General features: G+C 22.0%; 22 protein-coding genes and 1 tRNA gene. 14 read left to right on the forward strand and 9 right to left on the reverse strand.

What is annotated here, in order from left to right; translation table 11 throughout:
* Positions 1–112 precede the first annotated feature (112 nt).
* Positions 113–1,045, forward strand: coding sequence for an RlmE family RNA methyltransferase (locus Lyticum_RS03420; protein ID WP_322498936.1), 933 nt, complete (start codon positions 113–115; stop codon positions 1,043–1,045).
* Between the two features lie 300 nt (positions 1,046–1,345).
* On the opposite strand, the gene Lyticum_RS03425 is transcribed toward Lyticum_RS03420, so the two are convergent.
* Positions 1,346–2,761 carry a hypothetical protein gene (locus tag Lyticum_RS03425; protein WP_322498937.1) on the reverse strand — a complete coding sequence of 472 codons (1,416 nt, stop codon included), beginning with the start codon at positions 2,759–2,761 and terminating at the stop codon, positions 1,346–1,348.
* Positions 2,762–2,951: 190 nt separating this feature from the next.
* Here Lyticum_RS03425 and Lyticum_RS03430 point away from each other — a divergent pair, with 190 nt between their 5' ends.
* On the forward strand, positions 2,952–3,914 hold the full coding sequence (locus Lyticum_RS03430) for a zinc-binding dehydrogenase (protein WP_322498938.1): 963 nt from the start codon (positions 2,952–2,954) through the stop codon (positions 3,912–3,914).
* 49 nt (positions 3,915–3,963) lie between these two features.
* Positions 3,964–5,316: a phosphoglucosamine mutase gene (gene glmM / locus Lyticum_RS03435; protein ID WP_322498939.1), complete on the forward strand. Its 1,353-nt coding sequence runs from the start codon at positions 3,964–3,966 to the stop codon at positions 5,314–5,316.
* A gap of 701 nt (positions 5,317–6,017) precedes the next feature.
* Here the strand turns inward: glmM and Lyticum_RS03440 are convergent.
* From Lyticum_RS03440 to Lyticum_RS03455, 4 genes are all read right to left on the reverse strand, one after another.
* Positions 6,018–7,847, reverse strand: a complete 1,830-nt coding sequence (locus Lyticum_RS03440; protein ID WP_322498940.1) for a Mur ligase family protein — start codon at positions 7,845–7,847, stop codon at positions 6,018–6,020.
* Between the two features lie 31 nt (positions 7,848–7,878).
* On the reverse strand, positions 7,879–8,958 hold the full coding sequence (gene mraY, locus Lyticum_RS03445; RefSeq protein ID WP_322498941.1) for a phospho-N-acetylmuramoyl-pentapeptide-transferase: 1,080 nt from the start codon (positions 8,956–8,958) through the stop codon (positions 7,879–7,881).
* Between the two features lie 344 nt (positions 8,959–9,302).
* Positions 9,303–10,061, reverse strand: coding sequence for a polyprenyl diphosphate synthase (gene uppS, locus Lyticum_RS03450; RefSeq protein ID WP_322498942.1), 759 nt, complete (start codon positions 10,059–10,061; stop codon positions 9,303–9,305).
* A 76-nt stretch (positions 10,062–10,137) separates the two neighbouring features.
* Positions 10,138–11,661, reverse strand: coding sequence for a Do family serine endopeptidase (locus Lyticum_RS03455; protein ID WP_322498943.1), 1,524 nt, complete (start codon positions 11,659–11,661; stop codon positions 10,138–10,140).
* A 246-nt stretch (positions 11,662–11,907) separates the two neighbouring features.
* On the opposite strand from Lyticum_RS03455, the gene Lyticum_RS03460 reads away from it, so the two are divergent.
* Complete coding sequence (locus Lyticum_RS03460; RefSeq protein WP_322498944.1) at positions 11,908–13,731, forward strand: ABC transporter ATP-binding protein; 1,824 nt, start codon at positions 11,908–11,910, stop codon at positions 13,729–13,731.
* 235 nt (positions 13,732–13,966) lie between these two features.
* Positions 13,967–14,488 (forward strand): tRNA (adenosine(37)-N6)-threonylcarbamoyltransferase complex ATPase subunit type 1 TsaE, encoded by a 522-nt coding sequence (tsaE, locus tag Lyticum_RS03465; RefSeq protein ID WP_322498945.1) that lies wholly within the window; start codon positions 13,967–13,969, stop codon positions 14,486–14,488.
* Between the two features lie 102 nt (positions 14,489–14,590).
* Here the strand turns inward: tsaE and Lyticum_RS03470 are convergent, their stop codons facing one another.
* The gene (locus Lyticum_RS03470) at positions 14,591–15,490 is read right to left on the reverse strand and encodes a lysophospholipid acyltransferase family protein (RefSeq protein ID WP_322498946.1); all 900 of its coding nucleotides are present in this window, start codon (positions 15,488–15,490) and stop codon (positions 14,591–14,593) included.
* A 217-nt stretch (positions 15,491–15,707) separates the two neighbouring features.
* Here Lyticum_RS03470 and Lyticum_RS03475 point away from each other — a divergent pair, with 217 nt between their 5' ends.
* The 4 genes from Lyticum_RS03475 to Lyticum_RS03490 all read left to right on the forward strand — a co-directional run bounded on the left by Lyticum_RS03475 (position 15,708) and on the right by Lyticum_RS03490 (position 18,485).
* Positions 15,708–16,202 (forward strand): NuoB/complex I 20 kDa subunit family protein, encoded by a 495-nt coding sequence (locus Lyticum_RS03475; RefSeq protein ID WP_322498947.1) that lies wholly within the window; start codon positions 15,708–15,710, stop codon positions 16,200–16,202.
* 164 nt (positions 16,203–16,366) lie between these two features.
* Positions 16,367–17,098: a peptidase associated/transthyretin-like domain-containing protein gene (locus Lyticum_RS03480; RefSeq protein ID WP_322498948.1), complete on the forward strand. Its 732-nt coding sequence runs from the start codon at positions 16,367–16,369 to the stop codon at positions 17,096–17,098.
* 285 nt (positions 17,099–17,383) lie between these two features.
* Positions 17,384–17,908, forward strand: coding sequence for a GNAT family N-acetyltransferase (locus Lyticum_RS03485; protein ID WP_322498949.1), 525 nt, complete (start codon positions 17,384–17,386; stop codon positions 17,906–17,908).
* A gap of 295 nt (positions 17,909–18,203) precedes the next feature.
* Complete coding sequence (locus Lyticum_RS03490) at positions 18,204–18,485, forward strand: glycine zipper 2TM domain-containing protein (protein ID WP_322498950.1); 282 nt, start codon at positions 18,204–18,206, stop codon at positions 18,483–18,485.
* A gap of 143 nt (positions 18,486–18,628) precedes the next feature.
* Here the strand turns inward: Lyticum_RS03490 and mlaD are convergent, their stop codons facing one another.
* Together mlaD and ruvA are read right to left on the reverse strand one after the other, a co-directional pair.
* Positions 18,629–19,213 carry an outer membrane lipid asymmetry maintenance protein MlaD gene (gene mlaD, locus Lyticum_RS03495; RefSeq protein ID WP_322498951.1) on the reverse strand — a complete coding sequence of 195 codons (585 nt, stop codon included), beginning with the start codon at positions 19,211–19,213 and terminating at the stop codon, positions 18,629–18,631.
* A gap of 194 nt (positions 19,214–19,407) precedes the next feature.
* Positions 19,408–20,055, reverse strand: a complete 648-nt coding sequence (ruvA, locus tag Lyticum_RS03500; RefSeq protein ID WP_322498952.1) for a Holliday junction branch migration protein RuvA — start codon at positions 20,053–20,055, stop codon at positions 19,408–19,410.
* Between the two features lie 201 nt (positions 20,056–20,256).
* Here ruvA and Lyticum_RS03505 point away from each other — a divergent pair.
* The 4 genes from Lyticum_RS03505 (at position 20,257) to Lyticum_RS03520 (ending at position 23,643) form a co-directional block, all read left to right on the forward strand.
* Positions 20,257–20,342, forward strand: a tRNA-Leu gene (locus Lyticum_RS03505).
* A gap of 137 nt (positions 20,343–20,479) precedes the next feature.
* The gene (locus tag Lyticum_RS03510) at positions 20,480–22,834 is read left to right on the forward strand and encodes an ACT domain-containing protein (protein WP_322498953.1); all 2,355 of its coding nucleotides are present in this window, start codon (positions 20,480–20,482) and stop codon (positions 22,832–22,834) included.
* Between the two features lie 125 nt (positions 22,835–22,959).
* Entirely contained in the window at positions 22,960–23,184 is a 225-nt protein-coding gene (locus Lyticum_RS03515) for a DUF167 domain-containing protein (RefSeq protein WP_322499046.1), read from the forward strand.
* Between the two features lie 132 nt (positions 23,185–23,316).
* Positions 23,317–23,643: a HesB/IscA family protein gene (locus tag Lyticum_RS03520; RefSeq protein WP_322498954.1), complete on the forward strand. Its 327-nt coding sequence runs from the start codon at positions 23,317–23,319 to the stop codon at positions 23,641–23,643.
* 190 nt (positions 23,644–23,833) lie between these two features.
* Here the strand turns inward: Lyticum_RS03520 and Lyticum_RS03525 are convergent, their stop codons facing one another.
* Complete coding sequence (locus Lyticum_RS03525; protein WP_322498955.1) at positions 23,834–24,664, reverse strand: M15 family metallopeptidase; 831 nt, start codon at positions 24,662–24,664, stop codon at positions 23,834–23,836.
* 447 nt (positions 24,665–25,111) lie between these two features.
* On the opposite strand from Lyticum_RS03525, the gene Lyticum_RS03530 reads away from it, so the two are divergent.
* Positions 25,112–26,167: a hypothetical protein gene (locus Lyticum_RS03530; RefSeq protein WP_322498956.1), complete on the forward strand. Its 1,056-nt coding sequence runs from the start codon at positions 25,112–25,114 to the stop codon at positions 26,165–26,167.
* Positions 26,168–26,511 lie beyond the last annotated feature (344 nt).

Below are 26,511 nucleotides of genomic sequence, written 5' to 3' on the forward strand. Positions count from 1 at the left end.
ACTAATATTAAATTTATTATATTACTAATATAGTACTTTTATGCTGGTAAATCTTTAAATTATTATATATTTTATTATATATTTATAAATATAATTTTTTTAATTTGATAAAATGATACCAAATAAGATTAAATCTGTAATATATAATAAATCTAGGATTAAAGTAAAAATCAATAAAAAATGCGGTATTTCATCACAACAATGGCTTAAACGTCATTTAAATGATCCATATGTTGCTGCTGCTAAAGAAGATGGTTATCGTTCAAGAGCAGCTTATAAACTTCTTGAAATAGAGAGAAAATATAAAATAATTGCGAATTCTCCAGTAAGATCTTCGATTATTGATCTAGGTTGTGCTCCTGGTAGTTGGTTACAAATTTTAAGTTATTTACTTTATGATCAATATAATAATATTAATAATGTTAATAACGAATCACATTCAAAAGATTCATTAAAATCTTTTAATATAGATGAATTAGATGATATATCTAAAATAATGTTATCAATTAATAAAACAAGTGATATAATTTTTAAATATCCAACAAAAATGGATGAAAAAAAGAAAATAGATAAAAAATATTTTAATAAAAAATTAAATATTAAATTATTTATTCCAGAAGGTAAGAAAATTTATCAAAAACATAAAAATAGAGAAATTATAGGTTTAGATAAACAAAAAATTGATTTTGTACCAAATACAAAAATAATAACAGGTGATTTTACAAATTCTAATACTATATCTGATATTTTAAAAGTTATTTCTCAAAAAATAGGATTAATTTTAAGTGATATGGCTCCGTCATCTTCTGGAAATAAAGATTTAGATCAAGCAACTATGAATATTATTTTAAATGATGTTTTTTGCTTTGCAAAACAAAATATGATACCTACAGGAAATCTTTTATGTAAATTATTAAATAATAAAGAAACTAATGAAATTATAAAACAAGCTGAAAATATTTTTTCTAGAGTAAAAATATTTAAACCAGAATCAAGTTATAAAAATTCAGCAGAAATATTTTTAATATGTATTAATAAAAAATAATATTAAAATTAAAATACTAAAAAATAATGAATAATTTATTATTAATACTTTATATAATAAAAATAAAATTAATATAATATTTTTTTAAAAATTTCTTTTTTTACAAAATCAATTATGTTTTGTTCAAAAATATTTATATTTAATAAATATCCAATAATAAATACTTTATATAATAAAAATAAAATTAATATAATATTCTTTTAAAAATTTCTTTTTTTACAAAATCAATTATATTTTGTTCAAAAATATTTATATTTAATAAATATCTAATAATAAATACTTTATATAATAATAATAAAATTAATATAATATTTTTTTAAAAATTTCTTTTTTTACAAAATCAATTATATTTTGTTCAAAAATATTTATATTTAATAAATATCCAATAATAAATACTTTGATAATTGATTCAGCAAAATTATACCCTATTGATTGTAAATTGTTTATAGGAATTTTAGATAAAATATAAGGACATGAATTATCTTTTAAAGTTTGTATTATTGTTTTAATCGATACAGATTGTATTTTTAATATCTGATTTTTTGCAAAAAACTGATTATTAACAATATATTTAGAATTATTATTTATATTATCATAATCATCAATATCATTAGATATAAAAATATGTATAATTGTTTTATTCTTAGAATTGATAAAATATTCAATATAATTATGTTGAAAACAATTTATTGTTAAACTGTTTAAAGATATATATAAATCTTCTTTTTTTCCCAAACTTTCAATATATAATATATTTTTCCAGATATTAAATTGATAAAGAGAATTATTATTAGATAAATATATATTATTTAAATTATGATATAATGATGTTATTGTTATTGCAATATCTCTAATAAAATTATTAATTTTTAAATAATTTGTTAAAAAATCATTATATGCTAATTGTGCTCCATAATAAAACTCATTAGTATTATATCCTAATAGCATTATTATCAATAAAGATGGTGTAGAAAAAACACTAAATCTACCAGTTACTGTTTCATCATATTCAATAAATTCATCAGGAAATAATTTTATTGTACAAAATTTAGAATTAAATAATGAGAAAATTTCTTTAACAGTACTAACAGAATTTTTAGTAGAGTTTAAATCTAATGATATTTTATTTTCTGATATAATATTTTGCTCTAATATAGATGATATTTCTTGATGGTCTTTTCTGATATATTGATTAATATTTTCATTACTAGACTGCCCAATATGAATCCAAAGAGGTAAATTATTAGTATCTGAATATAAATTCATAATATAATTTACCATTGAAAATACTTCTATAGAGATATTACTCTTACTTATAGTAATAATAGCTATATCCTTCTCAATAATCTTTAATAAAGTTTTATGTAAGATAATCTGATCTTGGTTATCAATTAATATTATTTTAGAAAAATTTACTTTGTCAAAATAAAAATTATGCTCTTCTATTAAAGATAATATTGCTTTTATACTTAAAATTGATCCTCCAACTGCTATTATTACAATATAATCGTATTTATTAAGAATTTTGACATATTTTTTTAATACTTTTTCTTTTTCATTTTGAAAATCAATATTATTTAAAATATTTTTGGGAAAATATTTAAGAATCGATTTTATATTATTTTTATTAATATTAAATTTATTTATTGTATTAATTATTACATCTTCATATAAAAATAAATTTTCTTCCATATAAGAATTATTAATTGTATTCATAAATTTGTTAATATAGTGGAAATTATAAAAGATAAATATTATTATTATATATATAATATGTTATATCTTTTAAAATAGTATCAGATATATAATAGTATCAGATATATAACTAATCATTAAATGTGTAGATTTATTGATTAATATTATTTTTACTAGCATTTTTGTATTTTCCATAATTATATTTGAATATATGCACACAACAACTTTTAAGATCACAAAATCTGATAAATCATTAAAAGTAACAAAAGAAAAAATATCATTACCTTTATTAGAACCTGGATATGCATTAATAAGAAATATAGCTGTTCCAATTGAAGATTATGATATTGAAAATATATTATACTTTGGTAAAAATACTATAGGGCATAGTGCATTGGGTATAATTGAAAATATAAATGGAGATAGTAAATCTAACTTCTCAATTGGTGAAAAGGTTATATATTATGTTCGTGAACCAGGATCTTTAGCGGAGCATAAAAACGTTCAAATTCGTTATCTTAATAGAATACCAGATAATATAGAAGAAAATCATTTAGCTGCAAACTATTATAAAGCTTGTTATGCTCATGCTGTTACTACTAGAACTTATGTAATGAATACAAAAAGTGATGTAATAATACATGGTGCAAGTAGAGCTTCTAGTATTCTCATAAGTCAACATTGTCGTCTTCGTAAAGCAAATAAAATTATAGGAATATGTGATAATAGTGTAGATTTTAATAATTTAAGATCTGCTTCTTATGATGCAATTTTTTATTATAATCAAGATTGGGTTAAAAATATTATAGAAGAATATCAACATTTGGGAGCAACAATCTGCTATGATAACATAGGTGGAGATATAACAGCGAGATCAATAAAGGCCTGTAGATTTGGAGCAATGATTATTAGTTCTGGTTTATCAAGCGGACAAGATCCAAAAATTTCTAGACAGATGCTCTTAAATCGTTCAATTTATTATACAGCTCCGTTTATTTTTGATTATAAAGAAAATGATGACGAAAGATTTATGACCGCTGTTCATGTATTTAAGAATATATATGAAAAGAATCTAGGGATAAAATATGAAATTTTTTCTGAAAAAAATTGCCAAGAAGCTATTGACATAGCTCAAAAATATCCTCACTATACTCCACTTGTTTTATTTAAATAAGATAATAAAATATCAATTACTAATTAATTGCATTATATTTTTATTATAAGTGTTTGGAACAGATGGAATAAGAGGTAGAGTTAATGTATATCCATTAACTGCAGAAATGATTCTTCGTTTTGGTATGGCAGCAGGAATATATCTGCGTAGCGAAGATAATGAATGTAAGACTAATGTTATTATAGCTAAAGATACCAGGTTATCTGGGTACTTATTAGAATCATCGTTAATAGCAGGCTTAGTATCAGTAGGAATTGATGTAATTTTAGTTGGTCCTATGCCAACACCTGCTATATCTAAACTAATTCGATCTTTACGTGTATCTTTTGGAATAATGATCACTGCATCTCATAACCCTCATCATGATAATGGATTTAAATTATTTAACAAATATGGCGAAAAACTTACAGAGAACTGTGAAAAAGAAATTTGTCAATTAATAGAAAGAAATCATTTTGAAGAAGAACTTGCTCCTCCAAATAAGTTAGGAAGGGTTCTGAGATTAGATGATGCACCAGGTCGTTATATAGAGCATGTAAAGCGTGCTCTACCTAACAAAACTAATCTACAAGGATTTCGTATTGTGGTAGATTGTGGTAATGGTGCTGCTTATAGAATAGCTCCTGTTGTTTTTTGGGAATTAGGCGCTAATGTTATACCTATTCATAATGAGCCAGATGGATTAAATATTAATAATTTGTGTGGATCTATTTATCCACAAAGTTTACAATCTAAAGTTATTGAAACAAGAGCAGATATTGGCATTGCTCTTGATGGTGATGCTGATAGAGTTTGTATTTGTGATGAAAATGGTGAAATAGTTGATGGAGATCATATTATAGGTGTTATTGCTTTAGAACTGCTACATAATCAAAGAATGAAAAAAAATGAATCTATTATTATTACAGATACATCAAATGATGGATTATGTGATTATGCTAAAGATATGGGTTTTTCAATTATAAGAACAAAAGTTGGAGATCGTAATGTAGCTCAAGCTATGAAAAAAAATAATAGTTCTTTAGGTGCTGAAAAGTCAGGTCATATTATTATTTCTGATTATGGAATAGTTAGTGATGGTATTGTTGCTGCTCTTCATATACTTTCTTATATAATAAGAGTAAAGAAAAAAACTAGTTCAATTCATAAAATATTTCCACTTTATCCACAATATAATGATAATATTTATTTTTATGGTGATAATCCACTAATGATACAGAATGTAAAAAATGAGATAGATGAGGTTATATCTTTAAATAAAGATTATCGTATTTTAGTTAGAAAATCAGGGACAGAAAGATTAATTAGATTAATGGTTGAAGGAAAAATACATCACAAAACTATTGAAATTGGTGAAGAAATAAAAAAAATTTTACTTAAAAGTATTGCAGTGAAATCTTAAAAGAAAATTTCTTCTTAAAAGAAATATTATATTTATATTAAATTCAATATAATAATGAATTACATTCAAAAAATTCATTAAAATCGCTTCATATAGATGAATTAAATGATATATCTAAAATAATGTTATCAATTAATAAAATAAGTGATATAATTTTCAAGTATCCAATAAAATCAGATGAAATAAAAAACTTTCTATATATTTAATAAATTCAAAAAATTCATTAAAATCGCTTCATATAGATGAATTAAATGATATATCTAAAATAATGTTATCAATTAATAAAATAAGTGATATAATTTTCAAGTATCCAATAAAATCAGATGAAATAAAAAATTTTCTATATATTTAATAAATTCAAAAAATTCATTAAAATCGCTTCATATAGATGAATTAAATGATATATCTAAAATAATGTTATTAATTAATAAAACAAGTGATATAATTTTCAAATATCCAATAAAATCAGATGAAATAAAAAACTTTCTATTATATTTAATAAATTCAAAAAATTCATTAAAATCGCTTTATATAGATGAATTAAATGATATATCTAAAATAATGTTATTAATTAAGAAAACAAGTGATATAATTTTCAAGTATCCAATAAAATCAGATGAAATAAAAAACTTTCTATATATTTAATAAATATTAAGAATTTATATATTTTTTAACAATTTAATTATTATTATTAATTTGTTTTACCAATTATTTACTATATTTATAAATGCATTACCTCTTTCTTCAAAATTTCTCCACTGATCATGTGAAGAACAAGCAGGGGAAAGAAGAACAATTTCTCCTTGTTTTGATATAATCTTTGATTTTTCTAATGCATTATCTAAAGTAATACATTTATAATATTTAACATTATATTTATTAAAAACTGTTGCAAATTCCTCAGAACTTTTACCTATTAGATAAGCAACTATAATTTTTTCAAATAAATATGAAATTTCTGATAAATCTTCATTTTTAGTTATTCCTCCTATAATTAAATGCACTGATTTGTCAGAAAACATAGATAGTGCTTTTTCTGTTGAATCTATATTTGTAGCTTTGCTATCATTTATATATAAAACTCCATTATAATTACGTATTATTTGTAATCTATGTGGAAGTGATTTAAATTCTGCAGAATATTTAAAAAAATCCTCATATTTGATATTATATTGAAGAGCTACGGCTAAAGCAACTGCAATATTTAAACTATTATGTTTTCCTGGAACTGTATTAAGAATTTTAAAATTATTATTTATATCTGAATAATTTTTAAATTTTTTATCAATTTCGTTAAAACTATGACATAATATTTTATATTTATTTATATCATAAATATATTCATCTTGATAGTCATTAATCCAATTTTTCCATAGAATATTATTCCACTCAAATATTAGTGGAAAATAAATAGAATTGTAAAATAATTTATATAAATTAGATTTATCTAAAAAATTCAAATTAAAATCTAATGAAATTTTTTTTGCAGAGCATAATATTACAGAGCAAAAAATCTTAATATGAATATCAGAATGAGTTATTAATGAATACTCATTTATATTTCTTTTATATGTTTTATCTGTTTTAACAATTTTATTGTTAATTTTATCTATTTTAATTTTATTTAAATCATTTTTTTTGAAATTTATCATTTCTTCTGAAAGAATAATTTTTCCATTTTCTTTTAATAAAGAAAAAATTTTATTTTTTGATCTTACATAATGATCTATTGTTCCATATCGATCTAAATGATCAGGTTTAATATTTAAACATGCAACAACATCAAATTTTGCGTACTTGATATAATCAATCTGATAAGAAGATAATTCAAAAATATATAATCCTTTTGATAATCTGTTAGAGTATAAAACTGGATTTCCTAAATTTCCACCAACAAAAACATATTCAATATTATTTGAAAAATTACTATTATTTAAATTATAATTTAATTTATGATGATTTTTAATTGCTTTATTAAATACTTCTTCTAATAAACTTACAACTGTAGATTTTCCATTACTCCCAGTAATACCTACATAATTAGCATCAGAATTAAATATATAAAATAAATCTATATCTGATATAAACTTTATATCCAAGTTATATGCTGCTGTTAAAATTGGATGTGTAATCTCTGGCTGAAATGGGATACCAGGACTGCATAAAATAATATTTATACCATAATTTAATAAAGATGTTTCAGATTCTTCTAATGTTTTAGGTAAAATACATCCAGTCAAATTAATATTTAATATCTTATCAGTATTTATTTTATTTTGATAAGATAAAATTAATTCTTTTATTAATTTTTCGTTTTCATCATATAAAATGATATTTTTTTTAAAATTATTACATAAATAATATACTTCTTTGCATTTTATAAATATATTCTGATTTTTATGATATTTATCTTTATGATTAAAAAAATAATTTGAATAATTTTGATCAAATAAAAGAAAATCAAGAAAAGATTGACCAGTTTTACCTAAACCAATTATAGCTATATTATTTGATAATTTAGGCGAAGTCATAATATATTGATAATTTATTTATAGAAATGATTTATTTGTAATTAAAAAGAATAAATGAGAATAATGGAAATATAAGAGATAAAATCCAAAATCTTATAACTATTTGAGACTCTGTTAAACCACTTTTTTCATAATGATGATGTATAGGGGCCATTAAAAAAATTCTTTTTTTATAAATACGATAATATACTACTTGTATTATTACTGATAAAGCTTCTATAACAAATAATCCACTAGCAAAAAAAAATAAAATTTCAATATTTAGAGAAACAGCTATCATTCCACTTATTCCACCTAGAGAAAGACTACCAACATCACCCATAAATATTTTAGCTGGATGAGCATTATACCATAAAAAGCCTAAACAACTACCAATACATATACAAGATAAATAAGATATTGATGATATATTTAATAAATCGTGATTAATATTACTATATTTTATAATTCCACAAGAAATCAATGAAAAATAAGCAAAATTTATTATTAACGGAACTGAAACTAAACCATCTAAACCATCTGTTAAATTAGTTGCATTTGCAGCTCCTACAATGACTATTGCAGCAAAAAAATAATAAAAGATTCCTAAATTAATCTTTATATTAAATGGAAAATTTACATAATTATGATGCTTATATATATTAATAATATAATATATTATCTTATTAAGAAAAGAATCAGAAATATCTAATATACTTATTTTCATAAACAAAATAGATATTAAAGCTAATATAAATTGTGTAATTAATCTAGATTTACCAGAAATTCCATAACTATTACGATATTTAATTTTAATATAATCATCAATAAATCCTATCAATCCATAACTAGAAAGTATAAATATACATGCCCAAATTAGAGAATTATTTACTGATTTATTATAAAATAACATATAAATAATCGTTGTAATAATAACTGTAAATATTATTCCTATTCCACCCATTGTAGGAGTTCCAGCTTTTATAATATGTGATTTAGGACCATCATCTCTTATTGGTTGACCTCCATTCTGCCAAAGAAGAAATAATTTTATTAAACTTGGATAAAGAAAAATTTGAATAAAAAATGAAAATATAATTAAAATTATACATTCATGTTGTTCTAACAGCATTTGATTTTTTAAAAAATTGTTTCTTAACAGGAAAAAATTAAATTTTATATTTTTTTCTTTATAATCCTTTAATTTCTTTATTTTATATTTCTTTATTTATAATCCTTTATTTTCTTTATTTTATATTTCTTTATTTATAATCCTTTAATTTCTTTCTTTATAATCCTTTATTTTCTTTATTTTATATTTCTTTCTTTATAATCCTTTAATTTCTTTCTTTGTATTTCTTTCTTTATAATCCTTTATTTTCTTTATTTTGTATTTCTTTCTTTATAATCCTTTAATTTCTTTCTTTATAATCCTTTATTTTCTTTATTTTGTATTTTTTTAATAATTTTAATTATCTATCCACCATATTTTCTAATTCTTTTTTTATACTCTGCTATAGCTTTGTCAAATTCTATTTCATCAAAATCAGGCCATAAAATATCACAAAAATATAATTCCGTATAAGCAATGTGCCAAAGCATAAAATTACTTAATCTTTTTTCACCACCACTTCTTATTAATAGATCTGGTTCTGGCCATTGATCAGAAGATATTATATCAGATAATTTTAAAGAAAAAAATTTATTATAATTTTTGTTGTCTTTTTTATAATTATCAATTTTTTTTAGTAATATGTTATCTTTTTTATCATTTTTATCATTTAAGTAATAATTAAGCAATTCTAATGATGCTTGTTCTATTTCTTCTTTACCACCATAATTTATTGCTATTTTAACATGTACTTTAGGCATTGGTATATAAATACTCTCTATATATTTCATTTGATCTTGTAATTTTTGAGGAAAATCTTTTCTATTACCAATAAAATTAATTTTTATTTCATTAAATGAAGAATTGATATTTTTAATATATTCTTCAAAAGAAGAAAAAAATATATCTATAAGTATTTCTATTATTTTATTATCACGTTTCCAATTTTCTGTTGAAAAAGCAAATAATGTTATATACTGAATTTGAACTTTTTTAGCATATAATATGATTTTTTTTGCGGTATTTGCCCCATTTTCATAAGCATTTTTTATAGAAAAATTATTTTTTTTTGCCCAACGCAAGTTGCCATCCATAATAATAGCAACATGTTTTAAATCATTCATTTGCTAAAAAAGCAAAAAGGTTTTATAAATTTTTATAAAAATGGATAAATAATGTGTAATATATGAATTATTTTATTTATTCATTTTGATCTAATACTCTATTAGTTTCTATTGTAATAAAAGACTTAGTATTACCACGCATTAAAAGAATCATCATAAATACTTTATTACTTTTTTCTACTTCTTGTAGAGCTTTATTAAATGATTCTGTATTATTAATTGTAAGTTCATTAACTCTCATAATAACATCTCCAACTTTTATTCCAAACATACTTGCCAAAGACTTAGGTTTTACTTTGCTAATTACAACACCTGTTGCATTATTTTTGATAGAGTATTTATATCTTGTTTCATCGTCAATGTTTGAAACTTTAACACCAAGGATATTATTTGTATCATTGCTTACAATAGAACTCTCATCTTCTTCATCTGAAGAAAAAGGATCTTTTTTGTTTGGTTTTTCGATAATTATAGGTAATTTTATAAATTTTCCACCTCTAAATATTTCAGCATAAGTTTTTGTTCCTATTGGAATTTCAGCAACAATTCTAGGTAATCTACTCATAATAGTTATCTCTGTATCTCCCATTTTTGTTATAACATCACCAACTTGAATTCCAGATTTTTCTGCTGGACTATCTGGTATCACTTCTGCAACTAAACCTCCTATTGGCTTATTAAGGCCTATGCTTTTTGCAATATTATCATCTACAATTTGTACTCTGACACCTAACCATCCTCTAATAACTTTACCAGTTGTTTTTAATTGCTCAATTACAGGTCTTGCAATACTAGCTGGAACAGCAAATCCAATACCAAGACTTCCACCTGTAGTTGTTACTATTGCAGAATTAACACCAAGAACTTTTCCTGTTTTACTATTACATAATGGTCCTCCTGAATTTCCTCTATTAATTGCTGCATCAGTTTGAATATCATCACCTAATCCGTTAGCATTAATTGCACGAGATTTAGCAGATATTATCCCTTGGGTTACTGTACCACCTAATCCAAATGGATTTCCTACTGCAAATACTGGATCTCCTACTCTCAATTTTGAAACATCATCAAAATTTAAATATGGTAAATTTTCTTTGCTTTCTATTTTTATCAATGCAAGATCAGTTTTACTATCTTGTCCTATTAATTTAGCTCTATAACCCATTACTCCACTATTATTTAATGTTACAGTAATTTCCTCTGCTCCATCTACAACGTGATTATTTGTTACAATATATCCACTTGGATCAATTAAAAACCCAGACCCTAAAACATTAGGACGTTTTGGTCCACCCTCATCTTCTGGATTAACACCAAACCTTCTTTCTAAGAATTCTCGCAACATTTCTTGCAATTCATCATTATATTGATCATCACGAATTTTATGTCTTTTTTGAACAACTGATATATTAACAACAGCAGGCATAACTTTCTCTACAATATCTGCTAAATCTATTTGAGGAGATATTTTTTGCTGAGAAGACAATATTTCTTCAGCAAAGCACTTTTCTATTCGTAAATTATCACTTTGAAGTGTTGAAAATAAGAAAAAATGCAATATAAGTGATAAAAATGATACTTTTCTAAAATTTTTTTTCATTATAATCATTCAATTAAAAGATTTTTTATTCTTAATTTTAAATAATTGATGTATTTAATTTATTACTTGTAGATACACTACAAAATTTATAAATAAACAACAAGTAATTAGCAATCAAAATAACATTTATTATATATTGATGATGTTATTATAATTACAATGGGATAAAATATCTATTTATTTTTGTATAATACAAAATTTAATTTAATTTTTTTATCATTATTTTTAATATATTTAGTAATAATTATGAAGTTCTTATCAAGAAAAAAAGTAAAATCTAAAAGAGAAGATATTTTGCAAAAAATAATTTCACCATATATTAAATTTTTTTACATAATAATGATGGCTATATTTATAAGCTCATCATCAATACTAGGAATAGGTCGTATTCTTAGACATATGATTGATAATGGATTTTATCATTATAATATGGATATAATAAATAAGTCTTGTTTTACAATGATGATTTTAGTTGTAATACTAACTATAGGATCAATAGTTAGATTGTATTACATAAATCATATAGGTAATAATTTAGTCTCTGATATAAGATGTAAATTATATTCTGTAATTATTAATATGCGTAGTCAAGATATTGATGAAATAAAACATGGCAATTTAATATCAATTCTACTCTATGATACTGAAATTATTTATAATATTATAACAGGTTCTCTATCATCAGCTATACGTAATCTTATATTGGCAATTGGTAGTATAATAATGATGTTTTCAACAAGTCCAAGCTTAAGTGTTTTTACAATTATATCACTTCCTGTAATAGTAACACCAATTATAATACTTGGTTCCCGTTCAAAAAAAGAAGCTAAACGTAGTAAAAATATTTCAACAGAAATTTTTACAGAAACTGAAAATTCGATCAATAATCTTCATTTAATTCAAAGCTATGCAAGAGAAACATTTGCTGAAAAAAAATTCTCTGATTTAATGATGCAAAAAATAATAGCAAATAAAAAACATTCAATCGCTAGATCCATCTTAGTAGCTATTGTTCTTACATTATCTTTTTTTGGAGTAATTGCTCTTATATGGCTTAGTGGTAAAGAGATGATTTGTAAAAATTTAACAGGTGGTGCTGTATCATCTTTTTTAATTTTATTAGTTATTTGCGGATCAGCATTAGGATCTGTTGCTGATTCTGCACCAGAAATTGGTCGTTTATTTGGTCTTTTTGAAAAAATAAAAAATTTTATCAATCAATATGAAAATTATTTTATTAAAAATGAACTAACAGATAAAAATATAAACAATAATATTTCAATAGATAGTATTCAATTTAAACAAAATGATAAAATTGAAATTGTAATAAAAAATCTTAAATTTAATTATCTTACAAAAATTTGTGATTCAATATCTGATTTATCTCTTACAATTGAAAGTGGTAAAATAACTGCAATCGTTGGAGAATCTGGATCTGGTAAAAGTACATTAGTGAAATTACTTCTCAAATTATATGATTATAGTAGTGGTGAAATTATTTATAATGGAATTAATTTAAAAGATATTCCAAATAATATATTACGCGAAGATATAGCATATGTTAGTCAAGATAATTATATATTTGCTGGTAGTATTTATAATAATATAATTTATGGAAGACTAGATGCTAGTGAAAAAGAAGTTGATGATGCTATTAGAGCTGCTGCTGCTATTGATTTTATTAATGCACTTCCAAATGGAATAATGACAAATATTGGAGAAAAAGGTATTCAATTATCAGGTGGACAAAAACAGAGGATTTGCATAGCACGCGCTATTTTACGTAAAAGTCGTTTCATTATTCTTGATGAAGCTACATCATCTTTGGATGATTACAATGAAAATGAAGTTTTTTTTGGTATTAAAAATTTATTAAAAAATAAAACAATATTAATTATCACTCATAGTCTTGCAACAATACTTAAATCAGATAAAGTTATTGTTCTTAAAGATGGTTTATTAGTACAAGAAGGTAAGCATAATGATTTAGTAAAAGATTTAAATGGTGAATATCACAGATTACTCAATAATAATAAACTTTTTAGTAAAAATACACAAACTTCTGATTAGCAATAAAGACTAACTATATTATTATCTCCAATTATTTCTATATTTATAATATGATCACCATTATTAACTATATTTGTAACATTATCCTCAATATTAAGATTATTTTTATTAAAAATCTATTTTTTAAAAAAATTCATAGATATAACTATGATTGCTTGCTATAATTCTGCGAAAAATAGTTTTAATTTAATGTATTTAATATTTTTTCTAAAAAAATTAAAATTTTGTATAAAATATGACAAATAAATATTTTTTATTGAAATCTATTGATGATACATTTAATCTTGCTAAAAAAATAACATCAATAATAGATCAAAAGAGTGTAATTTTATTAAATGGTGATTTAGGAGTAGGAAAGACGACTTTAGCGAAAAATATTATAAAACTCTATCTTGAAAATGAAGATTTAATTATAACAAGTCCATCATTTAATATCATAAATGAATATATTGATAATAATATTCATATTGATAATTCGAAAGAAAGAAATAAAAAATCATTTATTCATTGTGATTTATATAGATTAAATAATAAAGAAGAAATCATACAAATAGGTTTAATTGATCTTATATACCAAGAAATATCACCTATAATTATAGAATGGCCTGAGATAATTAAAGATTATATTAATAATATTAAAAAAGATAGAATTATTGATATAACTATATCTTTTAATAGTTTTGATGATACTAAAATAGATAATAATTATGAATTAGAAGATAGATCTGTATTAATTAAATCATACTATATTTTATAAGTTATTTTATAAGTTTTATAAATAAATATAAATTTTTTATTATTTAATTAAATATTTAAAAATATTAAAATTTTAATATAATTTTTATTATATAATCTCAACTCACCAATAACGATATATTGATAACCATTGTTCTGGGTGTTCTTTAATCCATTCTTCAAAATTTTTATAAATAATTTTAGTTATCTCTTTTGCAGCAATTTTAGTATCTACTCCAAAATAATTTTGTGGTTCTATTTTATTTAACTTTATTCTATAAATTTTTCCATCGTAAAAATTATGTACAATAAATAGTGATATATTAAACTTTAATGCTAAAAACGCTGGTAAGTAAGTACATTTTATTTTTTTAGAAAAAAAATCTATTGTTTGATCATCAAAACTATTTACTTGATCAATTAACATACCTACTGCTCTACCTTTAGAAAGATCTTTCATTAATTTTCTTATAGATTTTACTGGTGAAATGCTACTTTCAACCCAAGAAATATTGCTTTCAGTATTATTTATATCTCTAATATCATCTATCAATTTTCTCAGAATTTTATTTTTTGTCTTTTTATATAAAAAAGTTATGTCAATATCATAAGCAGATGGTATTCTAGATAACAGTTCCCAATTTCCAAAATGTGCTGATATATATACTGCCGGTTGTTCTAAATCTTCTGGATTAAAGTTTTCTAGAAGTATCATAGATTTTATTTTTTCTTTGTTATCTTTAGAAAAAGATAATGATTCAAAAATAACTCTTCCTATATGTTTCCATGACATATGGATAATATTTTTATAATATTTTGAAGATTCTGGTCTACAAAACGGTTTTATAACAGATAAATTGCTAATAATTTGCTTTGTAGATGAAGTTAAAAATTTTCCACAAACACTTCCAAATAAAGATCCAATTTTTGACCTTAAAGACATAGGTAAATATTTGAGTAATATTACAAAATAACATAATAACTTCGGAGCAATAATATGTTTAAATAATTTATTTTTTGACACTTTAATAAAATAATATTTTTTTAAAATATAAAATAGTTGGATATAGCAATTGTTAGCAATTTATTACCATGTTATAATATATACTTAAACAATATTATTTTACTATGATAATATAAATCAGATATATATTATAAAATAAAATATTATATTTTTTAATAATAAAATCTACAATAATATTATATTTTATCTCGATTTTAATAAATTTAACATTATTTTTATGAATTTAATAAAACAAGCCATAAATGAAACTTATAATCAAGGCTTTATATTGAGTAAGCTAGGTAATATTGTAGACTGGGCACGTGGAAGTTCTCTATGGCCTATGACATTTGGTTTAGCTTGTTGTGCTGTTGAGATGATGCATGCAGCATCTAGTCGCTATGATATGGATCGTTTTGGAATGCTATTTAGACCTAGTCCAAGACAATCCGATGTGATGATTGTTGCAGGAACTTTGACTAATAAAATGGCAAAAGCTTTAAGAGAAGTATATGATCAAATGCCTGAACCACGTTGGGTTGTTTCTATGGGGAGTTGTGCAAATGGTGGTGGGTATTATCATTATTCATATTCTGTTGTAAGAGGATGTGATTTAATTGTTCCAGTAGATATTTATATTCCTGGGTGTCCTCCAAGTGCTGAATCTCTTCTTTATGGGTTATTAATGCTACAAAAAAAGATAAAGAGAAAAAGTAATTACAGTATCATATAAAAAATTATAAATTTTTATCTATATTCAAGATGTTTAAATCTTCTTAATCCTAAGAAATTTATTTAATAAATTAATATTTTTATATGAAAAACAAAATAAATAATAATTTAATCAATATAAAATCAAGGAATTATAATTATTATATTATATATTATAGTATTTTTATGCTGTATTTATTTATTAATCTTATGCCTGCAAAATCTATCGCAGAAGTTACAGATGATGTGATTGTTGATAGTTGTTTTATAACTCCAGAGGTATGGTCTGTTTTAGCAAAACCTCCTATTTATAAGACAAATAATTTAAGACAAAGAGTTGGGTCTCCTTTTATTGCAAAAGGACAAAAAATAAGAATTATTGGAAGAATTTTTACAAATGATTGTGTGCCATTAAGAAATGCTTTAGTTCAAATATGGCATCCTGATTATAATGGAGTGATTAGAACAACTACTATAAATACTTATACAAATGATAAATTTCTATATGATACGGATAAAAGTTTTTCTTCATACAGAGAAGAAGATATAGATATGAGGCAGGAAACTGGGGATAAAAATTTTACAGGGTCAGGTTCATGTATTACAAATAATTTAGGAAAATACGAATTTTTTACAATTTTACCTGGTAAATTAACTATAAATGATACAAAAAAGATAAATTTTTTTATTTTTCATTTAGAAAGTAATATCTCTATGGAAACACAAATGTTTTTTTCTATAGATGAAATGAAAAATGATAAAGAAGTAAATTCATCAATAAAAATATCAAAGAATGCAGAATATCTCATTGCAAATGAAATAACTTCGACTTTTTATGATGAAATAATATTTCCTGATGAAAGAGTATTTATTTTTAATATAACTCTTCCAATATTACAAAAATATAAAAAATATTAATGAAAAATATTATTACATACATTTTTTCTTTTTATAAACAGTTGATAAATCAATAAGAAAATATTGTGTAAAATTAGATTTTTACAAATATACTTCTATTATATTAATGACTATTAATGAAATTGATTTTATATAATAGGAAAATCTATGATGAAGATATGTTACTTAAATACTTAAATATATTAAGTATATAAAATTATTTTATATTACTATTATTATATAAATTAAGTAATCTTTCTCAAAATAGAAAAAATATGAAAAATCAACGTTTATTTTAAATAAAAAATGAATAATATGATATTTGATCTAGTTAAAAATGATGTATCTAATAAAAGCCAAAATATAAATAATAATATTCCTATAAACAAACAAGAAATACCTGATTTACTCGAAGAAATTGATATTATTGATAATCCAAGGCAAGGAATAGCAGGACAAATTAGTACTGGATTATATAACTATAATTGTTCGATAGTAGGAAAATTTAAACAACAAAGTTTTATTGTTTGTATGCATAATATAAAAGGTGAAATTGCTGGAGGATTGGTAACAACTGCATATCTTAATGTATGTACTTTACATTTAGCTTGGGTTGATGAAAGATATAGAAGATGTGGTGTAGGTCGTAAATTAATAGAAAATTTGATTTCTTATGCTAAGAATTTCGGATGTACATATATTATTTTAGATACAATAATGATTCAAGGATCAGTAGAATTTTATCATAAAATGGGATTTCATACTATATCTAATTATGAAAATGGCTTCGCGGGATCTAAACATTTTTTAATGAGATATGATATTCATTAGCGTTTTTATCTATTATATCTATAACAGAATTATTAAATTATTAATGATTATATTTATTTATAATAAAATAATTTTTTAAATATTTTTCAGTAAAAAACTAAATTGAATATAGATATTTTTATAATATTTATTATATAATATTTTATTCATTGATAAAATATGATCTGTTATATATTGATAAAATACTATTTTTATAATAAAATTTATATTTAGTAGTGTAAATATCAACCATTAAATTTATTTTTATATGAAATATATCAAATTTTTATCTAATAAGTTAATAATTCTTAGTATTATGATGCTTTTAACTGGATGTAATGGTAATACATCTAAGAAAGATATAGGAACAGCGACTGGTGCAATTGCTGGAGGGTTAATAGGTTCTGCATTTGGAGGTGGATCAGGTAAAATTTTAACAACAGTAATAGGAGCAGGAGCAGGTGGATATATTGGTAATAAAGTAGGAGAAAATATGGATAAAACTGATCATTTAGAAAAAGAAATGAATCAAAATCGAAGAATCGTTAATAATACTCAAAATAATAATATAAATAGAAATATAAATATAAAAAAATAATAATTTAGTATTAAAGTATTAATTTAATTATTAAAATTTAGGCAAATTATTTAATAAATATGATATTATTTCATTAACACAATAAAAATCTGTTTTATATGATATAAATATCATTTTATTTATTTTAATCATCTACCCTATATCTACCCCATATTAGCACCTGAAAAACTTAGATGTTCTCCTTTCTCATCTTCATCTTCTTTTTTATCGGTATTATTTTCTATTACTGAATCTTCACTATTTTCATTTCTTAAAGATGATTCCTTGTTTTTACCTGACTCCATACCGAAAAGCATTCTACTAATTAAACTTTCAAAGCTAATTGAAGATTGAGTAAATTCTATCTTATCATTATTTTTCAGCATATCGCTATCAGCACCAGGAACAAGAGATACATATTTTTCTCCAAGAAGACTAGAACTTATTATTTCTGCTAATGTATCAACAGGAAGATTTATATCTTTATTAATTGCCAATGTAAGAACAGCATTATAAGTTTGATTATCTAAAACTTGATTTATAACTTGTCCTACTTTAACACCGCTAATGCTTACTGGTGTTCCAATATTTACTCCATCTACTCTATCAAAAGATGCATAAAGAATATATTCTTTATTAGTATTAGTAGAAAATCTATCAGAATTTTGTATTATAAATATAAACTTTATTACAAGAATTAATACAAATGCACCAATTAATACCTCAACAGTTCTATTTGTTATTTTCATATTTGGTAATCAATTAGTTAAGTTTTTATGGTCTAAATTTTACTTATTTTAAAAATATCATTTCAAATTATAATTAATATAAAAAATTAGAATAAAAATATATATTTAAAAACATATATAAAAAATTTATTTAGTTATATAGAGTTATGAGTATATATTTTTATTATAAACAATTAAATCAAAATAATAAATGTTTAAATATTGTTATTTATTTTACTGAGGCAAATTCGCAACATATCCTCAAAATTGCAATCAGAATTATCAATCATTACTGTTTTGACAACAATTTGTGATTTTGATCTAGGAAATCCCAAATTAACAAGAGTAGATACAATATCTTTATATAATTCTATATTTTTTTCATTTTGAATTATTAAATTTCTACTTAAATTGATTTCATTTGCATTTGAATCAATTGAATTTAACTCATTTTCTATTTCTTTTAAGAATTTACTATCATGTAATTCGTTGATAAGACGCATAGCCATCTTTTTACCAATTCCATTTACATTAGTAAAAAATTTATAATCAGAAGTTAATATTGCATTAAGTATTTTTCTTAAATTTGCAGAATTCATAATAGAAATAGACATTTTTGCTCCTATTCCTTGAATTTTTATTAAAGTACTAAATAAAAGCTTTTCTAAATAACTCTGAAAACCATAAAGTGTAAGAGAATCCTCACGTACAATCATTTCTGTTATAATAACAGCATCTTTATTAATAATAAGAGAAGATAATAAAGACGCAGATCCATATACGATGTATCCAACTCCATTCACATTAATAATAAAGTGATCAGATGTGATAAAAATAATTGTTCCTGTTAGTTGACCTATCATTATTTTACTGCTATAATTCTTGTTAGAGGAAATTAAATCATTAGTTTTTAACTTAATATTTCAAAAATTCTTGATAAAAATCTTGAATATTTTTAGAATATGTTATTTATATTTCCCTAATTAAGAAGCTTATTGGTATATGTAACTCTTTACATACTAAATCCTTTCAATTGCTTCAATAAATATTTTAGACTCTCTCCTGCCCGCATGATGGAATGGTAGACATAACGGACTTAAAATCCGTGGGGATTTTTCTCTTGCCAGTTCAAGTCTGGCTGCGGGTACCATAAATGCGTAATATTCCAATCTGTTTTTTATTCACTCATCAGCGTTTTAAATTCTTAGTAGATATTTCTCTACTTACAAAAAGCAATTAATTTGTTTCAAATATTATAAAATATATTCGGGAATTTATCTTTTTAGAATGAGTAATAAAAACTACTTTTATGTCAATGAAAAGCTAAAATTCCTAGAAAAAACAATTCTTTCAAGAATTAATGATTTATATTCACAAAATGATATAATAGAAATTGAAACAGCTTTATCAATACTTAATCAATTAACAATAAAGATAAGTCAAATTGATCAAGAAAGAAAATCATATTATATAAATATTGATAGTAATTACAATAATTTATGTAAAAATCAATTAATTACTAAAGTAAAAAATATAAACTTTAATAATCATGTTATTCTAAGTAATTATGTTTTTAGTGAGTTAAAAATAGAAATATCTTTAAAAATTGCTATATATTTAATAGATATTCACACTGATGTAAAAACTATAATTTCAGCAATTTTACAGAATTGTCATTTACTTTCTAAAGAATACATTACAGAAATTAAAACTAAAATTACTTCTAATAATAAAATTTTCTTAATAAGCAAAAGATTATCGAAATTAGAACATGCCTATAAAGATATAAAAAATGTTCAAAATAATTGTAAAGCTTATAATTCTTTTTTAAGTATCGCTAAGGATAATCGTACAATATTAATATTATTAGCCCAAATATTATATAGAGCTGAATCTGAGATTAATAATTTATCTTCAACAGAAAAACATAAATTTATTTGTGCATTGGAATATATTTATATCCCTCTTGCATCAAAAATTAAAGTACAATATTTTAAAAATAGACTCGAAAATATACTTTTTTTTGAAAAAAATCCAACATTATATAAATCTATTAATAATCGCTTAAATCTATTAAAACAAAATAATAATATCGATATACATGATTTTATTATTGAATTAACTAGTTTAATTTCTCAAGAAGGCATCGATTTTAGAATTGAAGGAAGAGAAAAGACAGTTTATTCAATATGGAAAAAAATGAAAAAAAAACAAATACCATTTGAGAAAATTTTTGATATTTTCGGGTTTCGTATTATTACATCAGATATTAAAGATTGTTATATATTTCTTGCTTTAATACATACAAAATATAAAGTAAATTCACATGAATTTACGGATTATATTAGCGTTCCTAAGAGCAATAATTATCAATCTCTTCATACTATAATATATTTTAATAATAATAAAAATTCTGCTTTAGAAATACAAATAAGAACAGCAAAAATGCATAAAATTGCAGAATTTGGATTAGCATCACATTGGCATTATAAAAGTGGATATAAATATAGCTCTTTTTTAGATCAAAAAATAATAATTTATAATAATAAGGAGGAAAGTAATAATAAAGAGGAAAATAATATACAAGAAAATTTTAATATAGATTATATACATCATAATTATATAAAAAAAAACATATTTTGTTTTATTCCATATGGAAAAATGATATCTTTACCCGAAGGATCTACAGCGCTTGATTTTGCTTTTATCGTCCACTCAAGAATAGCAAAGAGGGCATTATACGCTAAAATAAATAATTTAGTTAGAACTCTTAACACAAGACTTTTTAATGGAGACTGTGTAAAGATAGTTCAATCTTTAAATGATCAACAAAATCATCATTGGTTGACACATAATATCACTAAAAGTGAAGATATAGATATTATTAATAATAAAAAACTTGTCAAAATTGGTAAAACTTCATTATTAAATTATTTAAGTCAAAAAAAAATTGTATATGATGAAAATATATTTGTAAATAATTTAGAATACTTCAAATGTCAAAATATTGAAGAATTTTTTTATAAGATTGGAATTAAAGATTTATCATTAAATGATATTGTAAATTCTATATTATATAATAAAACATCTCAAAAATTTGTAAAAGAATTTTTCTTTTCTTTTAAAAATATTATAAAAAATTTTATTAAAAATATAAAAAATATACAAAAAAATAATGCAAATTCAGTAATTATTAAAAATTTTTATGCTTTAAAAAAAAATACTAATATAAAATTTTCTAAATGCTGTTGTCCTGTACCAGGTGATGAAATAATATGTATTGTTAATAAAAAAGAAGAATTTCAAGTCCATCATATAAAATGTAAAAAAATAAAATATGATAAAGAAATTATCAATATTATTGATGTTAGCTGGTCTAATATCATAGCACAAAAAAGTAATTTTTATTGCAGGATAGAAATGTTAATCTCTGATAAATCTGGAAGTTTAGCTAATGTACTTCTTACAATTTCAGAATTAAAAATTAATGTTAATGATATTATAATCGATCATAAAAATGTAAACATATCAAAAATAATTTTATCAATAGAAGTAAAATGTGCAAAACAACTCAATTGCTTAATAGATAAAATAAAAAAAATGTCTAATGTTTATAAATGCAAGAGATACTTTAAAATATAAAGTAATTTATATTGATTTTTTACATTAATTATATAGATTTTTATAATAATTTATTATAAAATAAAATAAATAAAAATTTTATGAAATTCATAAAATTATGGTAGATATAAAAAAAAACTATTTTTATTAGATTAATACCAAAGTCATCTAAAAACTTTGTTGCTGATTTTCGCTATCTTGATAATGGACAGAAACAAATGATTATATATGTCACAGAACCACCAGATAAAGGATTAGCTAATAAAAGAATGTTGAAAATGCTGGCTGAATATTATAAGATTCCAGTATCATGTATAAAGTTAATTCGTGGTCATACAACAAAAAATAAAATTGTACAACTCATAATGTAAATATATCGCATATAATACTATATCATATAATAATATTCAGTATTAATAAAATATATATAAAATTTATAATATTAAAACAAAAATACTAATATAAATTATTTACAATATAAAAAACTAATTTTTATAAAAATTATGATAAGATTAACTAAAACTGCTGAGAATAGAATTTTTTCTCTTATGAAATCAGCGCCTGAAGGATCAGTTGCATTTCATATAAAGATAAGAGAAAGAGGATGTACTGGGTTGTCATATGTTTTTAATTACATTAATGAGTATTCTAATGGAGATGAAATCATAACTCTGTCCAATGGTTGTAAAGTTGTAATAGATTCTAAATCTTGTTTATATCTCATTGGTTCAGAACTCGACTATATAGAAGAAGAATTATCATCACGTTTTATATTTAAAAATCCAAATGCTAAAGGGTATTGTGGTTGTGGAGAGTCTTTTCGAATATAATTAAAAATATTTCTCGATTTTAATAAAAACTTTAATATTATTTAAATATTATTGAACTAAATCTGATTATACTAAAATGTAAATATTATAATTAGAATAATAAATTTTATTCTATTATCTTTATCAATATTCTTTACAAAAAATCGTAAATCCTGCAGTATTTAATAAATAATTAAAAATTCTGATAAAATTATTTAAAATTATCAGTACTAATGATCTTATTCAAATAAGATTCTTTACTCATCAGAAGTATATTCTCATTTTTATCAACTGCTAATCCATATATTGACTCTTTCTTTTTAACATATGCCCAAGCATTATCTCCATAGCTATAGTGCCACCATTCAAATCCATAATTAACAAGATCTGATTTTATAGCAGCATTTAGTAAAAGTAGTCTATTTTCTCTTTGTTTTTGTGTAGTTCTTTTAGAAAATGTTTCTTGTTGATCATTATGACCATAAATTGTATCAAACATTCCCATATCCATTAAATTAATATCATTTTCATTTTGTACAAATAATGTTATATCAATGGCGGCTCCAGTCGCATGTGTTGGAATATTATCTATAAAAGGTGAAACATGTTTAGTAGTTTCATAATACGCAATTTCTTTATTTTGAGTATTTTTTAAAATTTCCAGAAATTTCTTGTCAAAATACTCTTTTTGCTTCCATAATGGTCTTAATCCCTCAAAATATGCAATTCCTATATTATTAGGTAAAAATTCTAGCATTTTTAGCAATTTTTTATATAAACCAGATCTTACTTTGGAATATCCATCGTATGTGTTTTTATATTTTGTATCTATAACAGATATTGGTTTGATTCTTGGATTATTTACTTCAAGTAAATCAATAAATTTTTCATTTTTTATATTTAATTTAACTTTTTTAACATTATCACTTGCAATCGGGATATAAAGTATATTTTCTGATATTTCAAAATTAACTTCAGGAAAATCCCAAGGTTTAGAAGCTTCAGATGCAAATAATTGATTATTTTCAGATAAAAAATTCATAATTAATATTATAATAAAATTTATCATATAATAAAGTTTTATGTTTAAACTTTTTTTGTTGAAATTTCTCAAGAAGAATTACAATTCTTAAAATTTTATTTGTATTTATGTACTGTATAATATCTTTATAAAAGATTTATAACATAGTGGCTAATATCTTAATTAGCAATATTTTTCTTAAAAATAAATTTGTTAAAAATAAATTAGATAACTTTTTTTCTCAAAAATTTATTGATTTTAAAACATCAAAATCTATTTATAAAAAAATAAAAATATTTTAAAAATATTCTTCCTAAACAAGAATTTATATATTTAATATAGTAAAGTATTTTTTATAGCTATGATAATTTATTTAAAATATTTAACAATATTTTGTTTAAAATATGATAATTCGTAAATAATATAATAAATAATCTTAATAAAAATAATAAATAATAGTAATAATATATGACTATAAATAAGAATTTAAAGAAACTTTTTGATCATCATAAAAATGTTATTTCTCTTGAAGAAAGTAAAAATCCTTTGGAAGAAGATATATATGAAAATATACTTTCAAAAAATGTTGATAATTCTTTTAGAAGAGGAATTAAGCCGAAAATACGCAAATTAAATCATATTAATAATTTTATTAAATCATATAAAGAAGAAAAATTAAATTTTGATGAAGAAATTTCACAAATAGAACAGATTAAAGATGAATCTAGGATTGATTCTAATTTAAATAACAAAAGTATTAATAAATATGATAATAATATAAAATTAAAAGAAGCACTCTCAAAAGAGGAAATAGATGATATTATAAAAAAGCAATTTAAGAAAGAAGATGAAATAGCTGCAGAAAAAATCCGAGATGATACAATTAATTTAGATCCTAATAATGAAAATGATAATAGGAAAATAAAAGAAGTAGCAAAAGATCTTCTTTTTAAATCTGAAGGAAAGAGGTATGTCTCTTATAAAGATAATAATCCTGAGCGTGGTAGAATTACAATTGGCATTGGTTTTAATATGGATGATCCTGGTGCAAGAACTATATGGTCACGTGCTTTTCCAGAAAATTTTGATAAAAAAGATAATAATATTCCTGATAATATTCCTGATTTTAATGATGCATATAATCGACTGATTTCATTAACTGAAGAGCAAGTATTCAAGCTTTTTGAATGTAGTTTTGAAGAAATATATAAAATTATTTCTGATCATTATAAAGAATATTGGAATAAATTTATAGGTAATGAACAGATTGCAATTTTGAATATTGCATATAATGGCCCAAAAATTGTAACAATATGGAATGGAAAAGAAACTAATTTTTCTAAAAATATGAAGAAATGGGTTGATACTAAAGATGAAAGTTATCTGTGTAATGCTATATACGAAGTAAAATATCGTTCTGGAAGTCAATACAATGTAAAATTACAAAATAGAAAAACTATAGAAGCAATAATACTTTCAACTAATAAATCTCCACTATTCAAAAAATCAACTGATTTTATTTAATAAAATAAAAATATCAGTAAAAAAAAGCTAAAAAATTAAAAAAAGATATATTGATAGAGACGATAAAAGATTTTTATATTAATACTCCAGATTATATATAGATAATTATATTATTAGATGAAACTGGTAATAATGTTTACAGTTATTAAACTGAGTTTAGTTTATTATTTATTTACTATTTGAGAAAATATTAACAGAACTTATTTGTAAGTATTTATAAGTTTATAATATTTTTTATAATCTTTTATAAAGTATAAAGATATTCTCAGATATTCTCTATCAAAACTTTATAAAAAGTCTTAAAAATTTGAGATTTTAATATATAAAAAATTATGAAGAATATA

Source organism: Lyticum sinuosum (assembly GCF_034471385.1).
GTDB lineage: Bacteria > Pseudomonadota > Alphaproteobacteria > Rickettsiales > Midichloriaceae > Lyticum > Lyticum sinuosum.